Genomic DNA, 19,724 nt, shown 5'->3' on the forward strand with positions numbered 1-19,724 from the left:
CGACGTTCCCGCCATGACCGCATCCGCTTCCCGTCCCCTGCTCGGCTGCATCGCCGACGATTTCACCGGCGCGACCGATCTCGCGAACATGCTCGTCAAGAGCGGCATGCGCACCGTGCAGACGATCGGCGTGCCCGCCGGCGATGCAACGCTCGACGCCGACGCGATCGTCGTCGCGCTGAAGTCGCGCACGATCCCCGCGGCCGATGCCGTCGCGCAATCGCTCGCCGCATACGAATGGCTGCGCGCGCAAGGCTGCCGGCAGTTTTTCTTCAAGTACTGCTCGACCTTCGATTCGACCGACGCGGGCAACATCGGGCCCGTCGCCGACGCGCTGCTCGATGCGGCCGGCGGCGGCTTCACGATCGCGTGCCCGGCGTTCCCGGAGAACGGCCGCACGATCTATCGCGGCCACCTGTTCGTCGGCGACGTGCTGCTGAACGAATCGGGCATGGAGAACCATCCGCTCACGCCGATGAAGGACGCGTACCTCGTGCGCGTGCTGCAGCGGCAGACGAAATCGCCGGTCGGCCTGATCCGCTACGACACGATCGCGCTGGGCGCGGCTGCCGTGCGCGCGCGGATCGACCAGCTGCGCGCGGAAGGCGCGCGCTTCGCGATCGCCGACGCGCTGTCCGACCGCGACCTCTACGTGCTCGGCGAGGCATGTGCGGGCCTGCCGCTCGTCACCGGCGGCTCGGGCATCGCGCTCGGCCTGCCCGCGAATTTCCGCCGCGCGGAGCAACTGCCCGAGCGCGACAACGCGGCATCGCTGCCGCGCATCGACGGGCTGTCGGCCGTACTCGCCGGCAGCGCGTCGAAAGCAACCAACGCGCAGGTCGCCGCATGGCGCGCCACGCGGCCGAGCTTCCGCATCGATCCGCTCGCGGCGTCGCGCGGCGAGCCCGTCGTCGATGAAGCGCTCGCCTTCGCGCGCTCGCATCTGCCGCAGCCGGTGCTGATCTACGCGACCGCCACGCCCGACGAAGTGAAGGCCGTGCAGCAGGCGCTCGGCGTCGAGGCGGCCGGCCATCTCGTCGAAAGCACGCTCGCGGCGATCGCGAAGGGTCTGCGCGAACTCGGCGTGCGCAAGTTCGTCGTCGCCGGCGGCGAGACGTCCGGCGCGGTCGTGCAGGCGCTCGACGTGAAGTCGCTGCAGATCGGCGCGCAGATCGATCCGGGCGTGCCGGCCACGGCCACCATCGATGCGCAGCCGCTCGGCCTCGCGCTGAAATCCGGCAACTTCGGCGCAACGGACTTTTTCGACAAGGCGCTGCGCGCGCTGGACGGAGCCGCATGATGAGCCACGAAGCGAAACTGCGCGAAGAGATCTGCGTCGTCGGCGCGAGCCTGTATGCACGCGGCCACGCGGTCGGCAGCGCCGGCAACATCAGCGCGCGCCTGCCCGACGGCTGGCTGATCACGCCGACCGACGCGTGCCTCGGCCGGCTCGACCCGAACGACATCGCGAAAGTCGGCTTGGACGGCCAGCCCGTATCGGGCGGCAAGCCGTCGAAAACGCTCGCGCTGCATCGAGGCATCTACGCGCGCAACGCCGAAGCGAACGGCGTCGTCCACACGCATTCGACGCACCTCGTCGCGTTGACGCTCGCGGGCGTGTGGCACGACACCGACGTGCTGCCGCCGATCACGCCGTACTACGTGATGAAGGTCGGCCACATTCCGCTGATTCGTTACCGCCGCCCGGGCGACCCGGCCGTCGCGGCCGAAGTCGCGGCGCACGCCGACCAGGTGCGCGGCGTGCTGCTCGACCGTCTCGGCCCCGTGATGTGGGGGCCGTCGGTGTCGCACGCGTCGTATGCGCTCGAGGAGCTCGAGGAGACCGCACGGCTGTGGCTGATGACGAACCCGAAGCCCGAGCCGCTTTCCGACGCGGCGCTCGACGAACTGCGCCAGACCTTCGGCGCGCGCTGGTAACGCGGCGCGCACCCCGTACCGATTCCCATGCCCGCCGTGTGCGCGGGCCCTTCCGTCAGCACACACATACGATCCGGCAGCCTACGCGCCGCCGGCACACGACATCCCTGGAGACACGACGATGACTGCTCTCGACGCGGCCGCAGGCCGCTCGCCCGCCGCGCCCGCCCATGCGGCCGAACTCGACCGCACCTACAAGAAAGTGTTCTGGCGCATCGTGCCGTTCCTGATGCTCTGCTACGTGGTCGCGTATCTCGACCGCGTGAACGTCGGCTTCGCGAAGCTGCAGATGTCGCAGGATCTCGCGTTCAGCGAAACCGTGTTCGGCCTCGGCGCGGGGATTTTCTTCCTCGGCTACTTTCTGTTCGAACTGCCAAGCAACCTGCTGATGCACCGCCTCGGCGCGCGCATCTGGATCGCGCGGATCATGATCACGTGGGGCCTGCTGTCCGCGCTGTTCGCGTTCGTGAAGACGCCGACGCAGTTCTACGTGCTGCGCTTCCTGCTCGGCCTCGCGGAAGCCGGCTTCTACCCCGGCGTGATCCTGTACCTCACGTACTGGTTCCCGTCGCACCGCCGCGCGAAGATCATCGCGGTGTTCATGTCCGCGATCCCCGTGTCGGGCATCTTCGGCAACCCGCTGTCGGGCTGGATCATGGAGCGCTTCCACGGCGGCTCGGGCTTCCACGGCTGGCAATGGATGTTCATGATCGAAGCCGTGCCGGCCGTGCTCGTCGGCATCGCGACGATCCTGTATCTCGACAACAGCATCCGCGGCGCGAAATGGCTCGACGAGCGCGAGAAGCAGTTGCTCGAAGACGAAATCGCCGCGCAGCCGCAGGAACAGCAGCAGCACGGCCATTCGCTGAAGGCCGTGTTCTCGGACCCGCGCATGTGGTGGATGTCGCTGATCTACTTCGCGTTCGTCACGGGCCAGTACGGCCTCACGTTCTGGATGCCGACGCTCGTGAAATCGACCGGCATCACCGATACGCTCCAGATCGGCCTGCTGTCCGCGATCCCGTTCGTCGTCGCGATCGTCGTGATGAACCTGTTCGGCCACAGCGCGGACAAGCGCCGCGAACGCCGCTGGCACCTGATCGTGCCGGCGCTGATGGGCGCGGCCGGGTTTGCGGTCGCCGCGTCGTACTCGCACAATACGGCGGTGTCGATCGTGTTCCTGTCGCTCGCGGCAGGCGGCGTGCTGACCTGCGCACCGCTGTTCTGGTCGCTGCCGACCGCGTTCCTCGCGGGCTCCGCGGCCGCTGCCGGGATCGCGATCATCAACTCGGTCGGCAACCTCGCCGGTTTCGCGAGCCCCTACGTGATCGGCTACCTGAAGGACGTCACGCACAGCACGTCGTCCGGCATGTACGTGCTGGCCGCCATGCTCGTGATCGGCGCGATCGCCGTGTGGCTCACGCCCGCGAAACTCGTGAACCGCTGAGGCGGCCACCATTCGACGCGGGGCGCGGTACGCCCCGCCCCATTCATTCACAGGACCCGCTGCCATGCCACGCTTCGCCGCCAACCTCTCGATGATGTACAACGAGCACGCGTTCCTCGAACGCTTCGCCGCTGCCGCCTACGACGGCTTCAAGGCCGTCGAGTACCTGTTCCCGTACGACTTCGCGGCCGAGGACATCCGCGCGCGCCTCGACTCGCACAACCTCGAACAGGCGCTGTTCAACGCGCCGCCGGGCGACTGGGCCGCGGGCGAACGCGGCATCGCGTCGCTGCCGGGCCGCGAGGACGAATTCCGGCGCGGCATCGACCAGGCGCTCGACTATGCGCGCGTGCTCGGCAACAAGAAGCTGCACGTGATGGCCGGCATGGTCGCGCCGGGCGCCGACCGCGCGCGCCATCGCGACACCTACCTGTCGAACCTGCGGCATGCGGCGCAGGCTGCCAACGCACGCGGCGTCACGATCCTGATCGAGCCGATCAACCAGCGCGACATGCCCGGCTATTTCCTGAGCCGCCAGGACGACGCGCAGGCGATCTGCGCGGAAGTCGGCGCGCCGAACCTGAAGGTGCAGTTCGACTGCTACCACTGCCAGATCGTCGAAGGCGATCTCGCGATGAAGCTCAAGCGCGATTTCGCGGGCATCGGCCACATCCAGATCGCGGGCGTGCCCGAGCGCCACGAGCCGGATCTCGGCGAACTCAACTACCCGTACCTGTTCGAGCTGATCGACGCGCTCGGCTACGACGGCTGGATCGGCTGCGAATACCGCCCGAAGGCCGGCACGTCGGCCGGCCTCGGCTGGATCAAGCCGTACCTGTGATTCACGTATTCCGAAGAGGATAAAGAACATGAAAGTACTGATCACCGGCGGCGCCGGCTTTCTCGGCCAGCGCCTCGCGCGCAAGCTGCTCGAGTGCGGCGAACTGACCGGCCCCGACGGCCGGATCGGCAAGATCGACGAACTGGTGCTGCTCGACGTCGTCAAGGGCAGCGATTTCGGCGACGCGCGCGTGACGTCGATCGTCGGCGACATCGCCGATCGTGCGGTGCTCGAAAGCGCGATCGACACGCAGACGGGCGCGATCTTCCACCTCGCGGCGATCGTCAGCGGCCAGGCCGAAGCCGATTTCGATCTCGGCATGCGGATCAACCTCGACGCATCGCGCACGCTGCTCGACGTGTGCCGCGCACGCGGCCACCAGCCGCGCGTCGTGTTCACGAGCTCCGTCGCGGTGTATGGCGGCGCGCTGCCCGACGTCGTGCAGGACGACACCGCGCTGAACCCGCAATCGTCGTACGGCGCCGAGAAGGCGATCGCCGAACTGCTGCTGTGCGACTACGCGCGGCGCGGCTTCGTCGACGGCCGCGTGCTGCGGCTGCCGACCATCAGCGTGCGGCCCGGCCGCCCGAACGCGGCCGCGTCGTCGTTCGCGAGCGGCATCATCCGCGAGCCGCTGAACGGCGAGGAAAGCGTGTGCCCGGTGCCGGGTTCGACGCGGCTGTGGCTGCTGTCGCCGCGCGGCGCGATCGACGCGCTCGTCGCGGGCTGCGAGATCGACAGCGCGAAGCTCGGCAACAAGCGCGTGATCAACCTGCCCGGCCTGTCGGTGTCGGTCGACGAGATGATCGAAGCGCTGCGCGAAGTCGCGGGCGACGACGTCGTGAAGCTGATTCGCCATGCGCCCGACGAGCGGGTCGAGAAGATCGTCGGCAGCTGGCCGGGCCGCTGGGACACGACGCGCGCGGAAGCGCTCGGGCTGAAGGGCGACACGTCGTTCGCGGACGTGATCCGCAGCCATATCGCCGACGAACGGCGCTGATTCACGCGCCGCGGCGCGTGGGCGGATGCGTGCTCGCCCGGGCACGCACACATCGTCGTTGGGCCGCGTCAGCGCGGCCTGGCGGATTCCTCGATGCCCGGCGACGCGCGCTTCGTGCCGCCCGGCCGGTTCGCCGAACCGGCCGCCCACTGCCACGCCAGCAAGCCCGGCAGATAGAACAGCAGATCGCGCACGCGGCGAGCGCCGGCCAGCGCGAGACAGGTCGGCGCGTCGAACCCGAGCAGCCCGCCGATCAGCACGAACCCGCCCTCCTGCACGCCCAAACCGCCCGGCATCACGAACGCGATGCTGCTCACGAGCTGGATCAATGCCTCGATCGCGAGCGCCTGCGCAAAGGTCGGATCGGCGCCGAGGAAATAAAGCGCGAGCCAGATTTCCAGCGCATAACCCGCAAACTGCAGCGTCTGCCAGATCCCCAGATAGCGCACGACGATGCCGGTCTTTCTCCAGATCATCCGGATCGACTGATCGGTGCGTGCCGATTCGCCGACCAGCGCGACCACCTTGCCGCTCGTGATCCGGTTGACCGCGCGCATCGCACGCTCGAACGGCCGCGCATGCTGCACCAGCGCGAACAGCAGCAGCACCGGCACCAGCGCGGCCATGCCGATGGCGAGGTGCGCGGCCACCTGCGCGGCGTCGGACGACACGTGTTCGAGCACATAGCCGATCGCGATCAGCGCGAACACCAGCTGGCTGATCAGCGTGAGCTGCATGTCGGCGACGAGGCTGGCCACGATGGTCGCCGGCCGCACGCCCGCCTGCCGCAGCAGCCCGAACGACACGATCTCGCCACCGATCCGCGCGACCGGCAACAGGCCGTTGATCGATTCGCGGATCCACACGAGCTTCAGCATCGTCGCGAACGACGGGCGGCGCGGGCCGCGGATCAGCATCCGCCAGTCCCACGCATTCGCGAGCATCGGCAGGATGTGGGCCAGCGCGGCGACGAGCAGCCCGGCGCCGGCGATCCGCAGCCGGTGCAGGATCTCCAGCGGATGCTCGCGCCAGATCAGCCACACCGCGAGCGCCAGCCCGGCCAGCGCCGCCGCGCGTCCCGCATGTCGCAGCCGTGCGTCGTGACGCGCGGACACGCGTTCCGCGTCGGCTTTGGCGGTGTTCGTGTCCGTCGTCATGATTCACCCGCCGGCGACAGCAAGCCTTCCCGGTCGACGCGAAAGCGCGTGCCGCGCCAGACGACGTGCGACGAGAAGAAGCTCGCCACGAAGACCATGAACTGCAGCAGATCGACGAACGGCAGCCAGAGGGCGCCGCGCAGGCCGGCGCCGGTCGCACGGCTCGTTTTCAGCATCAGCAGCGCCCGCGCGGCGAGCGCCGCGACCGTCAGCCAGCAGGCGGCCGGCGTACCGCCGGAGAACAGCACGGCCAGCAGCGCGAGCGGCACCGGGTGCATCAGCACCGACCCGGCATGACCGAGCCGGTCCGCCGCGCGGATCGTGCAACTCCAGCGCAATTCGTGCGCATACAACTTGGCGAGCGTCTCTTCGACACAGGCATGCCCGACGACGAACGGCGGGATGACGACCTGCGCGCCCACCTGCCGCACCGCTTCGCCGAGCGCGTGATCCTCGGCCAGGTGATGCGCGAAACGCGCAAGCCCGCCGATGCGTTCGAGCGTCGCGCGCGTGATCGCAATCGTCTGTCCAAAGCATGGCCGTGCACGCCCGATGAAGAGCCCGGTAATCACGCCGGGCAGGAAATGGTAATTCGTCATCGCGACGGCGACGCCAGGCCAGAAGCCAGGCGACGCGACACCGCGATACACGCTCGTCACGATACCGACTTCCGGCTGCTGTAGCGCGCCGACGACCGCACGCAGATAATCGCTCCCGACCAGCACGTCGCTGTCGGCAAGACAAAGCACCGAATGCTCCGCATGTTCGAGCATGTTGACGAGATTCGCGACCTTGCGGTTCGGCCCGTACAGCCGCGCGTCGGCGACGACCTTGATGTTCGCGTCCGGGTAGCGCGCACGCAGCGTCTCGACGGCCGCGAGCGCCGCGTCGCCCGCATCGTGCACGCCGAACAGGTGCTGGACCGGCCCCGGATAATCCTGCACGAAGTAGCTTTCGAGATGCTGTACGAGATCCCATTCGTCGCCGTGCAGCGGCTTCGCGACGGTGACGCCCGGATAATCGCGCGGCACCGCCGCCGCCCGGGAAAAGAACCTGCCGACCAGCACGCTGGCCGTGACCGTATAGGCAATGCCCAGCAACACGCCCAGCCCGCAGACGATCGACAGTGCCCCGGCCAGCGCGTGCAGCACATGCAGCAAAACCATGCTTCTCCCCAGTGGTGACCCGTACGACCGCAACCGGCCGCGCACGCGGGATCACCCGTGCACGCTGCCGTATCGATTCCCGTTGAGCCGGATATGAAGGACGACCAGCCGACGGTACGCGCAATCAGATGACACAACTACCGTGCGGCGATCGATTCCGGTCACGCGCACGTATCCGCACGCGACTGCGGCCCTGAACGCCGCATCGGCAAGCTTGCGGGCCGAAAGGATCGCGGTCGCAACCGCGACGACGGTCCACACGCGAAATGTCATCGTCGTGAAAAACGCTTCGGGTACGCGCAATGCAAGCAGCGAAACCAGCACGAAACACTGAACGAACATGCCGGCCAGCGCGGCGATCAGCAGGTGGGCGCGCCATCGCTCGATCATCGAGGGTGCCATGAAGAATGAACCTCCCGTGCGGGCGACCCGGATCGATTTGAAATCAAACTGAAGGGTCGCGGATTCGTGGGCCGCTGCGTTCGGTCCGTGCCGAACAGCGCAAACCCGGGTCGGGGTCAGGGGGGGAGAAATGTCGAGGCCGATAGTAGCGGGTATGCCGGCCGCAAACCTTAAGCGTTCTTCAGAATCGGACGATGTTTGAGATCGCTCAATTACAATCGGTTGCCTTGCACGCACAGTCGGGCTCGTACAATCGCATACACCTGCACGCGAATCGACCATGCGACTCCTCCTTGTTGAAGACGACGACCTGATCGGCAGCGGCCTCGAGGTCAGCCTGAGCCAGGCCGGCTATCACGTCGACTGGCTGCGCGACGGCCACGCGGCCGCCGCGGCGCTCGCGACGACGCGCTTCGCGCTCGTCGTGCTCGATCTCGGCCTGCCCGGCAAATCGGGAACGGAACTGCTGCGTGCGTTGCGCGATGCGGGCGATACGGTGCCGGTACTGGTGCTGACCGCGCGCGGCACCGTCGCCGACCGCGTGCGCGGCCTCGACGACGGCGCGGACGACTATCTCGCGAAGCCGTTCGAGCTGTCCGAGGTGCTCGCCCGCTGTCGCGCGCTCGTGCGCCGCTCGCAGGGCCGCGCCGGCGACGAGATCGTATGGCGCGACATCACGATCGACCTGACCACTCACACGGTGACACGCGATGCATCGCGCATCGCGCTCACCGCACGCGAATGGGCGATCCTGGTTCAGCTCGTCAGCCACCCGGGCAGCCCCCAGTCGCGCGCGCGTCTCGAGGACGGCCTGTACGGCTGGCAGGAAGGCATCGAAAGCAATGCGATCGAGGTCCATATCTCGAACCTGCGCAAAAAGCTCGGTGCGGAATTGATCCGCACCGTCCGCGGTATCGGCTACGTCGTCGACGCGCCATGATCTCGCGGTCGATACGACGCCGCGTGTCGGCGATGGCGCTCGGCTGCGTCATCGTCGTGTGGATCGTCGCCGTGTTCGGCAGCTTCCGGCACGCCACGCGCGAGATCGGCGAATGGGAAGACGCGCGCCTCGTCGAGTATGCGTCGCTGCTCGTCGGTCTCTCGCCGGCCGACCTCGCCCGCCTCGCCCGCTTTCCGCCCGACGCGCGCGTCGAACTGGCGCTCGGCGAATCAAGATCGGGCCCCGACAACGACGGCGATCGCCTGCCGCGCGACATGCTGTTCGAGGTGCGCGACGCGCAGAACCACGTCGTCGCATCGAACCTGCCGGCCGACGCCGCCGGCCTGCCCGATGCACGCGAACCGCGCGGCGCCCCTCGGACGATCGTCATCGGCGACACGCAATGGCGCACGCACACGCTGCGCGACAACCCGTCGGGGCGATGGATACGCGTGATGGAAACGCTCAACACGCGCAGCGATCTGGCGACCGGCATCGCACGCGGCATCGTCTTGCCGCTGATCGTCGCGCTCCCGGTGCTGGCGCTCCTCCTCTGGTACCTGATCGGACGCAGTCTCGCGCCGTTGAAGACGCTGTCGACGCTGATCGGCGCGCGCGATGCGCGATCGCTCGAACCGCTCGGCATCGCCACCGTGCCGGAGGAAGTGCGCACGCTGGTCGACGCGATCGACCGCCTGCTGGCGAGGCTGCGGCAATCGATCGTGCGCGAGCGCGCGTTCACGTCCGACGCGGCGCACGAACTCAAGACGCCGCTGGCCGCGATCAAGGTTCAGGCCCAGGTCGCGATCGCGACCGACGATCCGGCGCGCAAGCAGCTGGCGATGCAGCGCGTCGTGCAAGGCGTCGACCGCAGCGCGCGCCTCGCCGAACAGTTGCTGCTGCTCGCGCGGCTCGACGAATACGAACGCATTCCGACGCGCGCCGTCGTCGTCCGCGAACTCGTCGACGCCGCCGTCGATCGCCATCTCGCGAAGGCGTCGGACAAGGCCATCGACATCGTGACCAGCGACGTATCCGAACGTGCGATCGATGCCGATCCGATCCTGATCGGCATTCTGCTCGACAATCTCGTCGACAACGCGATCAAGTACGGCCGCCGCGGTGGCCGCATCGAGCTCGGCGTGCACGACGAAGGCGCGCTGCAACGCATCGTCGTGCGCGACGACGGGCCGGGCGTCGCTCCCGGCGAGCACGAACGGCTCGGCGATCGCTTCTATCGCGGCAGCGGCACGCAATCGCCCGGCAGCGGGCTCGGGCTGTCGATCGTCACGCGCATCGCGCAATACTTCGGCGGCACCGTCCAGTTCGAGCCTGGCATCGGCGGCCAAGGCCTTGGCGTCGTGGTCGCGCTGCCGTCGGCGAACGCGGCCGGATCGTTGCCGCGCAGTGCGCCGGCCGGCGAACACGACGACCGATCGCGCGCGATGCCGGGTGCTTAACGTTTCGTTAAGGATTCGCCCGTAGAATCCGCCGATATATTCGATTCCCGCCATTCGTCAGGAGTTTTCATGCGCACGCCCGCCCGATATGACGCAGTTGCACGCTTTCTTCACTGGCTGATCGTGGCGCTGGTCGTCGCGCAGTACGCGATCGGCTGGACGATGCCCGACGTGCATCGCGATACGCAACCGATCGGCCTGATCGCCGCGCACCTGATCGTGGGTACCGCGTTGCTCGCGGCGATGGCTTGCCGCGTGCTGTGGCGCGCGACGCATCGCCCGCCGGAAAGCGACCTGCCGCCCGCGATGCGCGCGCTGTCCGGCGTGACGCATTTCGCGATCTACGCGCTGCTGATCGCGGTGCCGCTGCTCGGCTGGATCAACGCATCGTCGCGCGCATGGGCCGTGACGCTGGTCGGTGTCGTCCCGTTGCCGGCGCTGTCGGCGGTCGGCTCCGGATTCGGTCACGCGATGGGCGACGTGCACGGCATCCTCGCATGGGTACTGTTTGCCGGCATTTGCCTGCACGTGGCAGCCGCGCTGGCGCACCGCTTCGTGCTGCGCGATCAGGTCGTGCAGCGCATGATGCCGTGGTGATAGCCCCCCCTGTTTCAGGGCATCATCGCCGGCATGAACCGGATTGTTCCGGTTCTCGATATCGTCTGCATTCCCGTTCATCGTCCGATAAACCTGCCCGCTCATCGGGATCGGTTGACGAGATGATCGCGACGCCGCGCGAAGCGGCGTGCGATGAGCGGCATGGCAGCCGGCGCCCTTCGGCCACGTCGAGCGGCGCGAAGGGCGCGCGGATTGCCGTACCGCGAACACGACGGCCAGAAACCACACACGTACATATCGACACCTAGTTGCTGGTTTGAGCAGGCATACCGGGGGCCGGCGCATGCATGGCGGCGGCCGCCTGCCGGGCCCGATCCTGCTCGGCGAGCTTCGCTTCCGCGGCCTGGATGTCCGCCGGATACTCGCCGTCGTCTCCCTTCGCCGGGTCATACCCGGCCGCCTCCAGACGCATCAGCTCGTCGCGAACCTGCGCGCGCGTCAACGGTGCAGCCGATTGCGCGAATGCCGACTGACCGGCGATCATTCCGATTATTATCAGTACTGCGATATATGTCTTCATCATCGACTCCTTCAATGTTCCGTATCGATCAACCGTTGTGAATGCCGAACCTGCGGATGCAGGCCGGTTTGTCAGCTTCCGAAGTAGATCGTGCAGAAGCTCGCGGGGCCGACGCATGCGGCCGGACGTTGGCGCGGCGACATCGCCGCCGGTTTGCCGGCTTCCGATGAAACGGCCGGATCGCTGCCGACCGCCGTGCTGGACTGACGCTGCGGCATCTGTTCGACCTGCCGCTGGAAGAGCGGGCTCACGTCCGGATACGACGTATCGGTCACGAAGCGCAGCCCGTTGTTTTCGGCATCGATCAGTTCCTGCCTGACCTGCGCGCGCGTGAGCTCCTGTGCCGACGCTTGCGTCGCGATACCCGCGACAGACATCGCCACCACCGTGGCGGCCACCAGCCAATGCTTGTTCATGTTCCGCTCCTTCTGAAGTCAACGAGACGATGTGCTACACCCGTATGACGACGGAGGGGGTTCGTTTATTCCCGCGCGTCGTGGCTCGCGCCGCTTGCGTCGACCGGTCATCGAACTGTCATTCTTTCGTCAGACGGCGTAACCTGACGTAACGCAGCGCCCGTCGCGCTTCGGGCAGACTGACGCCACCTCATACGGATCGCCCATCGATCGACCATGTCCGTCGCTTACGACTATGCAGCCGCCCTGCTCCGCACGCTGTACGACCGCCATATCGACGGCGGCGCGGTGCTCGATACGGCCGCGTTCCCGGACGCCGAGCGTTTCATGCGTGCGTGGCCGGCCATCCGCGCGGAAGCGCTCGCGGTGGCCCGCGACATGCCACGTATCCCGCGCTTCCACGAAATCATGCGCGAGCAGTACGACATCTCGGCCAACGATGCGCGCGACTGGCGGATGTTCATCATGCAGGCGTACGGCCAGCCGTTCCCGCGCAACCTGTCGCGCTGCCCGACTGTCGCGTCGATCGTCGCGGCGTCGCCCGACGTACTGTCCGCATCGTTGTCGTTTCTCGCGCCGGGCAAGCACATCCCGCCGCATCGCGGGCCGTTTCGCGGCATCCTGCGCGGCTATCTCGTGCTGTCGATGCCGAAGCGCGCGGACGGCACGCCAGCCGCCGTGCTGAAAGTGGATGGATGCGAATACCGGCTCGACGAAGGCCGCTTCCTGCTGTGGGACGACACGTTCATGCACGAGGCGTGGAACGACAGCGATGAAGTGCGGATCGTGCTGCTGCTCGATATCCGCCGGCGCGGGATGCCGCGCTTGCTCACGTGGCTGTCGAATGCGGTGATCGGCGTCGTACGGCTCGGAATCCGGGTGCGGGGGCGGTCGATTCCGGTTTAGCGAACCGTTCGATCGCAATCAACCCTCGCGCGCGAGACGCGTCAGAACCTCTGCGAGCGCTTGAATCGCGGGTTGCGCGGCGCGCTGCACCGGATAGACGAGGTAATAGCCGAGACCGTTGCGCACCACATCGGGAAACGGTGCGGCCAGCGTTCCTGCTTCCAGCCGATCGGCCGCCATGCGCGGATCGCCGATCGCGACGCCGTGCCCCTGGGCAGCCGCCGTCAATGTCAGCTCGAGCGTATCGAATACGAGGCCGGTGCCCGGGTCGATCCGCGTCGCGCCGACGGCATCCAGCCAGCATCGCCATTCGTCGCGATTGCGCGCGGGATGCAGCAGCGTCACGTGCGCGAGATCGGCGATCGACTTCAGCGATGCTCCGGTCTCGCGCGTGCACATCGGCGTGAGGCACTCGTCGAACAGCGGAATCGCCGCCATTCCCGCCCAGCTTCCGGTGCCGCGCACGACGATTGCATCGAAATCGGCGTCGGCGAAATCGGGCATGTCGTCCGCCGACGTGTGAATACGCAGCTCGGTCCGCGGCAACGCATGATTGAGCGCCGAAAGCCGCGGCAACAGCCAGCGGATCGCGAACGTGGAAGGCAACCGCACCGTGAGGGTCGACATGCCGTGCGCGTGCGCGTGGGCGTGCCGCGCGAGCTGCGTGAGTACGTCGACGGCTACCGTGAGCAACGCGCCGCCCTCGGTGGTCAGCGTCAACCCCGACGGACGGCGCACGAACAACGCACATCGGTAGTGCGCTTCCAGTTGTTGCACCTGCCGGCTCACGGCGCCCTGGGTCCGGCACAAATGCTCGGCTGCCCGGTTGAAGCTGCCGAGTTCGGCGGCGGCGACAAAGGCCTGGAACGCGGTCAGCGGCGGCAGCGCACGCGTGAGGTCCGCCAGCGGATATGCGCGGGCTGCATACCCGGGTTGCGGATTTTTCGTTTGTTCGGTCATCGCTGCATCGCTATCGTGGTTGAGCCGATCGCACTCGCGGTCGCGGATAGCTCTCGACAATCAGCGGAGAAATACCATGGTCTCGTCGTCCGACGCACTATACACGCGGCAGGTCGATACCTACCTGAAAACGCTCGAACACGGCGACGTCGCCGCGATCTGTGCGCTGTTCACGCCCGATGCGCGGATATTCTCGCCGTTTCTCGGCTGGATGGCACCGCGGCCCTTCTTCGACAAGGTCGCGGCGGCATCCGGACAGAGCCGCATCACGCCGATCGACATCTGCGTCAGCGCGACCGGCGCACGTCGGGCCACCGGCTATTTCGTCTACGACTGGGCGCTGAAGGACGGCTCCACGGTGCAATTCGAGTGCGTCGACGTGTTCGAATTCGACGACGACGCGCGCATCGAGCGCATGATCATCGTCTACGATACGCATCCGATCCGCAGCACGGTCGGCGACAAGTACGCGTAAGCGCGGACGTACCGATACGCACCGCCGTCTGCTGCACCGCAATGCCGCAAACCACGAAACGGATCGCCTACACTACAGAACCGACGATGCCGCCCACGCCCCGCACGGCTCGCTTCCGGTTACCCGCCATGGCTCATCTCTTCTTCGCCGCGTCGATTCAGCGGCATATCGAAACGCCCGAGCGCGACGTCGATGCGCGTTCGGTCGGCGAAGCGTTCGAAGCCGTCTTCAGCGAGCAGCCGCGACTGCGCGGCTACATCGTCGACGACCAGGGCGCGCTGCGAAAGCATCTCGCCGTGTTTATCGACGGCCGGCCGATACGCGACCGCGAACATCTGTCGGATGCGCTCGGCAACGCGAGCCGCGTATATGTCGTGCAGGCGTTGTCGGGCGGCTGAGGGTCGTACCCGCCAGCGAACATGTATGGAACCCGGGACAAGCGCTGAAGCGCCGACACGGGTCGACAGGAGACACTCGACATGAATGACCGATTGCTCGTCGCCACCCGCAAGGGCCTGTTCGTTCTTCATTCCGACAAGAACGGCGGCTGGACGCTCGGCGAACCGCATTTCGTCGGCGAACCGGTCAGCATGGCACTCGCCGACCCGCGCGACGGAACGCTGTACGCCGCGCTCAACCTCGGCCATTTCGGCGTGAAGCTGCATCGCAGGCGAGCGGGCGCCGCCGACTGGGAAGAATGCGCAGTCCCCGTTTATCCGCCGCAGCCTGCCGACGAACCGCCCGCCAGCGCCGTCGCACGTGCAGGCACGGGCGACGCTGACGACGAGCCCCCCAGCCCGCCACAGCCGCCCTGGACGCTTCAGCAGATCTGGTCGCTCGAAGCCGGCGGCGCCGACGAGCCGGGCGTACTGTGGGCCGGCACGATACCCGGCGGGCTGTTCCGCTCCGACGATTACGGCGACTCGTGGGTGCTCAACCGCCCACTGTGGGATCGCCCTGAACGCGCCGAGTGGGGCGGCGGCGGGTACGACGCGCCGGGCATCCATTCGGTGATGGTCGATCCGCGCGACAGCCGGCACGTGACGGTCGGCATCTCGTGCGGCGGCGTCTGGCAAACCGCCGACGGCGGCGCGACCTGGCGCGTGACCGCCGACGGCATGGAAGCCGACTACATGCCGCCCGAACGGCGCGGCGAGCCCAACGTGCAGGATCCGCACCGCGTCGTGCAGTGCGCGGCCAACCCGGACGTGCTGTGGACGCAGCATCACTGCGCGATCTTCCGCTCGACCGACGGCGGCGAGCACTGGCGGCGGATCGAGGCGCAGCCTTCGAGCTTCGGCTTCGCGGTCGCCGTGCATCCGGACGAACCGGACACGGCGTGGTTCGTGCCGGCCGTGAAGGATGCCTGCCGGATTCCGGTGGACGGCCGGTTCGTCGTCACGCGCACGCGCGACGGCGGCCGCAGTTTCGAGAGTCTGTCGAACGGATTGCCGGCCGCGCCCGCGTACGACCTCGTGTACCGGCACGGGCTCGCGGTGGACGATTCCGGCACGCGCCTCGCGATGGCGTCGACGACCGGCGGGTTATGGACGTCCGGCGACGGCGGTGAAAACTGGCAGATGGTGTCGGCACATTTGCCGCCGGTGTATTGCGTCAGGTTCGGGTGACGGCGTAAGGCGGGCAACCGGAGCCCGACACGCGCGGGTTCGCGGTCACTCGCCGGATCGCGCGTCGACAGGCTCATCGGCGCGGCGGTCGCCCGGCGCCATCCGCGCCACCGCCGCACGCGTGTGCGCGATTTCCGCTTCGAGCCAGTCGAACCGCCTGACCTGCGGCTCGCGTTCCCGCCCGGGGCGACACAGCGCGACGAAGCGTGCACCGTCGATCCGCACCGACGGCTCGATCGGCATCAAAGCACCGCGCTCGACGTGCTCGGCGACCAGCACCGAACTCAACAACGCGACGCCCTGCCCATGCAACACGGCCTGCAACGCGTACTGCTCGTCGTCATAATGCCGGAACACCGCGCGTTCGAGCCACGCCTCGCGATTGGCAGCGCGACACCACGACACCCAGTCGATCGACACCGGCAGCGGCGTATCCCACACGGTCTCGATCAAATCGAGACGCTCGTCCGAACGATGCGCATCGAACCCGGCAGCCGCATACGCGCCGAAATACTCGTCGATCAGCGCGATCTCGTGCAGCGCCGGGAACGTGCGCGACGTCGCGCGAATCGCGAGATCGATCCGCGCTTCGCGTTCGAGATCGGCGAGCGCGTTGCCGGTTTCGACCTTGATGTTCAATTGCGGATCGACGCGACGGAACCGGCCGAGGCGCGGAATCAGCCACATCGCGGCAAATGCGGGCGTGGTGGTCAGCACGAGCGTGCGCTCGTCGGCCGCTTCGGGCCGTACCGCATCGAGCCCGCGGCTCAGCGCAAGCAATGCATCGTGACTCGCGCGAAACAGCCGCTCGCCCTCCGCCGTGAGCCGCACGCCGCTCGCGCCGCGCTCGAACAGCAGCACGCCGAGCCGGCTTTCGAGCGACTTGATCTGGTGCGACACGGCGGCCGGCGTCACGGACAATTCGTCCGCGGCGGCCTTGAACGTGCCGAGCCGCGCCGACGACTCGAATACACGCAATGCGGTCAGGGGAATTTTCGAGAACACGGGGCCTCGCGGGCCGGATGCGGCCGGGTTGAATTCGATTCAATCGGGGTGAGATTAGGTGAATTGAAGCAGGCGCGCAACGCGAATAGCCTTGCGGGACGTCGCGGCACGGTGCCGCGGCGGTTGCCGTCGAACCGGAGAAACAACGTGCAAGGCCTACCGCGCAGGATCACGCAGGCGGTGCTCTACGAAACGATCGCCATCTCCTGCATCTCGCCCGCGATCGCGGCGATCTTCAAGCAGGATCTCGTCTATTCGGGCGCGCTGTCGGCGACGATGTCGGCGATCGCGCTGCTGTGGAACATGATCTTCAACGCGCTGTTCGAGCGCTGGGAAGCGTCGCGCCGGCAGCCGGCACGCACGCTCGGACGGCGGATCCTGCACGCCACGGGATTCGAAGGCGGGCTGATCTTCATGCTCGTGCCCGTGGTGTCGTGGTGGCTCGACATCTCGTGGTTCGACGCGTTCGTCGTCGATATCGGGCTGTTCGCGTTCTTCTTCTGCTACGCGTTCGTGTTCCAGTGGGCGTTCGATCGCGTGTTCGACGTGCCGGCGGCGACGAAGAGGGCGTGACCTTCGTTCTCGCGCGCTGCTTCGCCACACCAAAAAACAACGCGGCCCGCCCGCACGATGCGGGAGGGCCGCGCTTCATCACGCCGGCGCGCCGCCTTCAGCAGGCGCGCCGGCCACGTCGCCGCTCAATGCACGCCGAGATACGCCTTCACCGCCGGCAGCCCCGGCTTCCCGTCGAGCGTCGTCACGCCTGCGAGCCACTTGTCGAGCGCCTGCGGGTTCGCCTTCAACCACGCGGCCGCCGCCTTGTTCGGGTCTTCCTTGTTCATGATCGGCATCATCACGTGGTTCTCGATCGTCGTCGTGAACTGCAGGTTCGACACGAACTTCGCGACGTTCGGGCAGCGCTGCGCGTAGTCGGGCGGCGTTGCCGTCAGCACCTTCGCCTCGCCGTAGTTCGGGCCGAACACGTCGTCGCCGCCGCTCAGGTAGTCGATCTTCATCTGCACGTTCATCGGATGCGGTTCCCAGCCGAGGAACACGATCCACTGCTTGTCGCGGATCGCGCGGTTGACCTCGACCAGCATCCCCGCCTCGCTCGACTCGACCATCTTGAACTTGCCGAGGCCGAACTGGTTGCCGTCGATCATCTTCTTGATCAGCAGGTTGCCGTCATTGCCCGGCTCGATCCCGTAGATCTTGCCGTTCAGCTTGTCCGCGTACTTCTGGATGTCCGCGAACGACTTCAGGCCGCCCTGATACACGTAGTCGGGCACCGCGAGCGTGTACTTCGCACCGGTCAGGTTCGGCGTCGAGAGCACCTTGATCGTGCCGGCCTTCGTGAACGGCTGGATGATCGGGTCCATCGTCGGCGACCAGTAGCCGAGGAACACGTCGATCTGCTTGCTCTTGATCCCGGCAAACGTGATCGGCACCGATGCGATCGTCTTCGTCGGGCTGTAGCCGAGCCCTTGCAGCATCGTCGATGCGAGGCCCGTGGTCGCCGCGATGTCGGACCAGCCGACGTCCGCGAAGCGCACGTTCTTGCACACGGGCGGATCGGCTGCATAAACGGCCGACATCGGCGCGGTTATCCCGATCCCGCACACCGCTGCGATCAATAGGCGCTTCATCTTTCTTCTCCTCAAAGTGATGTCGTTTGCATGAATGCGGGATCGTTTATTGAAGCCGCGCACCGCGATCCCGGCGGCGTCGCGGATCGTACAAACCGTCAGCGCCCCGGCAACCTGCGCTCGTAGCTCGGCGCATGGCCGAACTGCGCGCGGTACGCCTTGCTGAAATGACACGGCGAATGAAAACCGCAGACCGTCGTCACGCGCGCGATCGACGCGTCGGTCGTGCGCAGCAGGTCGCGTGCGCGTTTCAGGCGCAGCGTCAGGTAATAATGGGTCGGCGACACGTTCAGGTACACCTTGAACATGCGCTGCAGGTGCCGCTGCGACAATCGCACGAGGCGCGCGAGCTCCTCGAGCGACAGCGGCTCCTCGATGTTCGCCTCCATCAGCCGCACGACCTCGATCAGCTCCGCACGCGAGAAGCCGACGCGCGCATCGACGGGAATCGGCTGCGTGTCGGTCGAGCTGCGGATGCGCTCCAGGATGAACTGCTCCGACACCTGCGCGGCAAGCTGCTGGCCGAACCGCATGCCGACGAGGTTCAGCATCAGGTCGAGCGGCGCGGTGCCGCCCGTGCAGGTCAGCCGGTCGCGGTCGACGACGAACAGCTCGTCGGCGAAGCCGACCTGCGGAAACTCGGAATGCAGCGCGGACAGGTTCTCCCAGTGCACGGTGCAGCGATAGCCGTCGAGCAGCCCGCTCGACATCAGCGCATACGCGCCCGTGCAGATGCCGCCGAGCGGCAGCCCGCGTTCGGCGAGCGCCGCGAGCGTATCGCGCGCGCCCTCGTCGACCACGTCGCGAATGCGGATGCCGCCGCACACGATCATCACGTCGGGCAGGTTCGTGTAGTCGAGCGCCTGCGTGGGCCGTACCGCAATGCCGTTGCTGGCATGCGCGGGGAAACCGTCGAGCGAGTAGATCGACCACTTGTAATGATCGGCGCGCCCGACGTAGTTCGCCATCCGAAGCACTTCGACCGCGCTCGAAAACGCGATCATCGAAAAGTTCGGCAGCGTCAGGAAGCCGAAATGGGCGAGGGACGAAACCGGTGAAACGCAGGCGGCGGGCGCGACAGCGGCGGCGGACGTCACATCGGACTCCTGGCGAACAGGTTACAAGCGGCCAGCCCCGCGGCAAACGCCGCGGAAGCGGTTATCGAATCAGGGAAGGCGGCCGGAAGACGGGCCGGCCGC

22 protein-coding genes are annotated in these 19,724 nt (G+C 67.3%); 13 read left to right on the plus strand and 9 right to left on the minus strand.

The annotated features are described in order from the left end of the window. The first annotated feature begins 13 nt into the window (after positions 1–13). From otnK to denD, 5 genes are all read left to right on the plus strand, one after another. Complete coding sequence (gene otnK, locus ACNQQL_RS00985) at positions 14–1,300, plus strand: 3-oxo-tetronate kinase (RefSeq protein ID WP_347062893.1); 1,287 nt, start codon at positions 14–16, stop codon at positions 1,298–1,300. Further along, positions 1,297–1,938, plus strand: coding sequence for an aldolase (locus tag ACNQQL_RS00990; protein WP_416392488.1), 642 nt, complete (start codon positions 1,297–1,299; stop codon positions 1,936–1,938). The genes otnK and ACNQQL_RS00990 overlap by 4 nt, the downstream gene beginning before the upstream one ends. A gap of 121 nt (positions 1,939–2,059) precedes the next feature. Further along, positions 2,060–3,385: an MFS transporter gene (locus ACNQQL_RS00995; RefSeq protein WP_072444473.1), complete on the plus strand. Its 1,326-nt coding sequence runs from the start codon at positions 2,060–2,062 to the stop codon at positions 3,383–3,385. A gap of 64 nt (positions 3,386–3,449) precedes the next feature. Next, positions 3,450–4,226: a 2-oxo-tetronate isomerase gene (gene otnI, locus ACNQQL_RS01000; protein ID WP_072444475.1), complete on the plus strand. Its 777-nt coding sequence runs from the start codon at positions 3,450–3,452 to the stop codon at positions 4,224–4,226. 28 nt (positions 4,227–4,254) lie between these two features. Further along, positions 4,255–5,226, plus strand: coding sequence for a D-erythronate dehydrogenase (gene denD / locus ACNQQL_RS01005; RefSeq protein WP_347062894.1), 972 nt, complete (start codon positions 4,255–4,257; stop codon positions 5,224–5,226). A 68-nt stretch (positions 5,227–5,294) separates the two neighbouring features. On the opposite strand, the gene ACNQQL_RS01010 is transcribed toward denD, so the two are convergent. Genes ACNQQL_RS01010 through ACNQQL_RS01020 form a run of 3 tightly spaced genes read right to left on the minus strand, consistent with a single transcriptional unit; the run spans position 5,295 to position 8,233 of the window. Continuing rightward, positions 5,295–6,383 carry a lysylphosphatidylglycerol synthase domain-containing protein gene (locus tag ACNQQL_RS01010; RefSeq protein ID WP_072444479.1) on the minus strand — a complete coding sequence of 363 codons (1,089 nt, stop codon included), beginning with the start codon at positions 6,381–6,383 and terminating at the stop codon, positions 5,295–5,297. After that, entirely contained in the window at positions 6,380–7,549 is a 1,170-nt protein-coding gene (gene hpnI, locus ACNQQL_RS01015; protein WP_347062895.1) for a bacteriohopanetetrol glucosamine biosynthesis glycosyltransferase HpnI, read from the minus strand. Before hpnI ends, ACNQQL_RS01010 begins: the two co-directional genes overlap by 4 nt. 51 nt (positions 7,550–7,600) lie before the next feature. Then, positions 7,601–8,233 carry a hypothetical protein gene (locus tag ACNQQL_RS01020; protein WP_347062896.1) on the minus strand — a complete coding sequence of 211 codons (633 nt, stop codon included), beginning with the start codon at positions 8,231–8,233 and terminating at the stop codon, positions 7,601–7,603. Between ACNQQL_RS01020 and ACNQQL_RS01025 the strand changes: the two genes are divergently transcribed. From ACNQQL_RS01025 to ACNQQL_RS01035, 3 genes are all read left to right on the plus strand, one after another. Then, positions 8,232–8,891: a response regulator gene (locus tag ACNQQL_RS01025; RefSeq protein WP_072444482.1), complete on the plus strand. Its 660-nt coding sequence runs from the start codon at positions 8,232–8,234 to the stop codon at positions 8,889–8,891. The two genes, ACNQQL_RS01020 and ACNQQL_RS01025, sit on opposite strands and share 2 nt — an antisense overlap. Beyond that, positions 8,888–10,351, plus strand: a complete 1,464-nt coding sequence (locus ACNQQL_RS01030; protein ID WP_347062897.1) for an ATP-binding protein — start codon at positions 8,888–8,890, stop codon at positions 10,349–10,351. The genes ACNQQL_RS01025 and ACNQQL_RS01030 overlap by 4 nt, the downstream gene beginning before the upstream one ends. Positions 10,352–10,420: 69 nt before the next feature. After that, positions 10,421–10,948 carry a cytochrome b gene (locus ACNQQL_RS01035; protein ID WP_347062898.1) on the plus strand — a complete coding sequence of 176 codons (528 nt, stop codon included), beginning with the start codon at positions 10,421–10,423 and terminating at the stop codon, positions 10,946–10,948. A gap of 265 nt (positions 10,949–11,213) precedes the next feature. Here the strand turns inward: ACNQQL_RS01035 and ACNQQL_RS01040 are convergent, their stop codons facing one another. Both ACNQQL_RS01040 and ACNQQL_RS01045 read right to left on the minus strand, forming a co-directional pair. Then, on the minus strand, positions 11,214–11,489 hold the full coding sequence (locus ACNQQL_RS01040; RefSeq protein ID WP_347062966.1) for a DUF4148 domain-containing protein: 276 nt from the start codon (positions 11,487–11,489) through the stop codon (positions 11,214–11,216). A gap of 71 nt (positions 11,490–11,560) precedes the next feature. Beyond that, complete coding sequence (locus ACNQQL_RS01045) at positions 11,561–11,905, minus strand: DUF4148 domain-containing protein (protein ID WP_204421869.1); 345 nt, start codon at positions 11,903–11,905, stop codon at positions 11,561–11,563. Positions 11,906–12,121: 216 nt separating this feature from the next. On the opposite strand from ACNQQL_RS01045, the gene ACNQQL_RS01050 reads away from it, so the two are divergent. Beyond that, positions 12,122–12,811, plus strand: coding sequence for an aspartyl/asparaginyl beta-hydroxylase domain-containing protein (locus tag ACNQQL_RS01050; RefSeq protein WP_347062899.1), 690 nt, complete (start codon positions 12,122–12,124; stop codon positions 12,809–12,811). A gap of 18 nt (positions 12,812–12,829) precedes the next feature. Here ACNQQL_RS01050 and ACNQQL_RS01055 read toward each other — a convergent pair whose 3' ends face one another. After that, positions 12,830–13,771 carry a LysR substrate-binding domain-containing protein gene (locus ACNQQL_RS01055; protein WP_347062900.1) on the minus strand — a complete coding sequence of 314 codons (942 nt, stop codon included), beginning with the start codon at positions 13,769–13,771 and terminating at the stop codon, positions 12,830–12,832. Positions 13,772–13,847: 76 nt separating this feature from the next. On the opposite strand from ACNQQL_RS01055, the gene ACNQQL_RS01060 reads away from it, so the two are divergent. The 3 genes from ACNQQL_RS01060 to ACNQQL_RS01070 all read left to right on the plus strand — a co-directional run bounded on the left by ACNQQL_RS01060 (position 13,848) and on the right by ACNQQL_RS01070 (position 15,874). Further along, the gene (locus ACNQQL_RS01060; protein ID WP_204421872.1) at positions 13,848–14,246 is read left to right on the plus strand and encodes a nuclear transport factor 2 family protein; all 399 of its coding nucleotides are present in this window, start codon (positions 13,848–13,850) and stop codon (positions 14,244–14,246) included. A gap of 128 nt (positions 14,247–14,374) precedes the next feature. Continuing rightward, entirely contained in the window at positions 14,375–14,644 is a 270-nt protein-coding gene (locus tag ACNQQL_RS01065; protein ID WP_204423241.1) for a MoaD/ThiS family protein, read from the plus strand. Positions 14,645–14,725: 81 nt separating this feature from the next. Next, on the plus strand, positions 14,726–15,874 hold the full coding sequence (locus ACNQQL_RS01070; RefSeq protein WP_347062901.1) for an exo-alpha-sialidase: 1,149 nt from the start codon (positions 14,726–14,728) through the stop codon (positions 15,872–15,874). Positions 15,875–15,919: 45 nt separating this feature from the next. On the opposite strand, the gene ACNQQL_RS01075 is transcribed toward ACNQQL_RS01070, so the two are convergent. Beyond that, the gene (locus tag ACNQQL_RS01075) at positions 15,920–16,879 is read right to left on the minus strand and encodes a LysR substrate-binding domain-containing protein (RefSeq protein ID WP_347062902.1); all 960 of its coding nucleotides are present in this window, start codon (positions 16,877–16,879) and stop codon (positions 15,920–15,922) included. A gap of 147 nt (positions 16,880–17,026) precedes the next feature. Here ACNQQL_RS01075 and ACNQQL_RS01080 point away from each other — a divergent pair, with 147 nt between their 5' ends. Then, positions 17,027–17,452, plus strand: a complete 426-nt coding sequence (locus tag ACNQQL_RS01080) for a PACE efflux transporter (protein WP_347062903.1) — start codon at positions 17,027–17,029, stop codon at positions 17,450–17,452. A 125-nt stretch (positions 17,453–17,577) separates the two neighbouring features. Here the strand turns inward: ACNQQL_RS01080 and ACNQQL_RS01085 are convergent, their stop codons facing one another. Together ACNQQL_RS01085 and ACNQQL_RS01090 are read right to left on the minus strand one after the other, a co-directional pair. Beyond that, the gene (locus ACNQQL_RS01085) at positions 17,578–18,525 is read right to left on the minus strand and encodes a choline ABC transporter substrate-binding protein (protein WP_034180834.1); all 948 of its coding nucleotides are present in this window, start codon (positions 18,523–18,525) and stop codon (positions 17,578–17,580) included. A gap of 98 nt (positions 18,526–18,623) precedes the next feature. Then, positions 18,624–19,622, minus strand: a complete 999-nt coding sequence (locus ACNQQL_RS01090) for a GlxA family transcriptional regulator (protein WP_034180835.1) — start codon at positions 19,620–19,622, stop codon at positions 18,624–18,626. Between the last annotated feature and the right edge of the window lie 102 nt (positions 19,623–19,724).

It is taken from the genome of Burkholderia sp. LFS061 (genome assembly GCF_047978125.1).
Taxonomy (GTDB): domain Bacteria; phylum Pseudomonadota; class Gammaproteobacteria; order Burkholderiales; family Burkholderiaceae; genus Burkholderia; species Burkholderia pyrrocinia_C.

Bases quoted from the DNA above. Each gene is read 5' to 3' on its own strand.
- otnK (WP_347062893.1), top strand. From the start codon at position 14: ATGACCGCATCCGCTTCCCGTCCCCTGCTCGGCTGCATCGCCGACGAT.
- ACNQQL_RS00990 (WP_416392488.1), top strand. From the start codon at position 1,297: ATGATGAGCCACGAAGCGAAACTGCGCGAAGAGATCTGCGTCGTCGGC.
- ACNQQL_RS00995 (WP_072444473.1), top strand. From the start codon at position 2,060: ATGACTGCTCTCGACGCGGCCGCAGGCCGCTCGCCCGCCGCGCCCGCC.
- otnI (WP_072444475.1), top strand. From the start codon at position 3,450: ATGCCACGCTTCGCCGCCAACCTCTCGATGATGTACAACGAGCACGCG.
- denD (WP_347062894.1), top strand. From the start codon at position 4,255: ATGAAAGTACTGATCACCGGCGGCGCCGGCTTTCTCGGCCAGCGCCTC.
- ACNQQL_RS01010 (WP_072444479.1), bottom strand. From the start codon at position 6,383: ATGACGACGGACACGAACACCGCCAAAGCCGACGCGGAACGCGTGTCC.
- hpnI (WP_347062895.1), bottom strand. From the start codon at position 7,549: ATGGTTTTGCTGCATGTGCTGCACGCGCTGGCCGGGGCACTGTCGATC.
- ACNQQL_RS01025 (WP_072444482.1), top strand. From the start codon at position 8,232: ATGCGACTCCTCCTTGTTGAAGACGACGACCTGATCGGCAGCGGCCTC.
- ACNQQL_RS01020 (WP_347062896.1), bottom strand. From the start codon at position 8,233: ATGGTCGATTCGCGTGCAGGTGTATGCGATTGTACGAGCCCGACTGTG.
- ACNQQL_RS01030 (WP_347062897.1), top strand. From the start codon at position 8,888: ATGATCTCGCGGTCGATACGACGCCGCGTGTCGGCGATGGCGCTCGGC.
- ACNQQL_RS01035 (WP_347062898.1), top strand. From the start codon at position 10,421: ATGCGCACGCCCGCCCGATATGACGCAGTTGCACGCTTTCTTCACTGG.
- ACNQQL_RS01040 (WP_347062966.1), bottom strand. From the start codon at position 11,489: ATGAAGACATATATCGCAGTACTGATAATAATCGGAATGATCGCCGGT.
- ACNQQL_RS01045 (WP_204421869.1), bottom strand. From the start codon at position 11,905: ATGAACAAGCATTGGCTGGTGGCCGCCACGGTGGTGGCGATGTCTGTC.
- ACNQQL_RS01050 (WP_347062899.1), top strand. From the start codon at position 12,122: ATGTCCGTCGCTTACGACTATGCAGCCGCCCTGCTCCGCACGCTGTAC.
- ACNQQL_RS01055 (WP_347062900.1), bottom strand. From the start codon at position 13,771: ATGACCGAACAAACGAAAAATCCGCAACCCGGGTATGCAGCCCGCGCA.
- ACNQQL_RS01060 (WP_204421872.1), top strand. From the start codon at position 13,848: ATGGTCTCGTCGTCCGACGCACTATACACGCGGCAGGTCGATACCTAC.
- ACNQQL_RS01065 (WP_204423241.1), top strand. From the start codon at position 14,375: ATGGCTCATCTCTTCTTCGCCGCGTCGATTCAGCGGCATATCGAAACG.
- ACNQQL_RS01070 (WP_347062901.1), top strand. From the start codon at position 14,726: ATGAATGACCGATTGCTCGTCGCCACCCGCAAGGGCCTGTTCGTTCTT.
- ACNQQL_RS01085 (WP_034180834.1), bottom strand. From the start codon at position 18,525: ATGAAGCGCCTATTGATCGCAGCGGTGTGCGGGATCGGGATAACCGCG.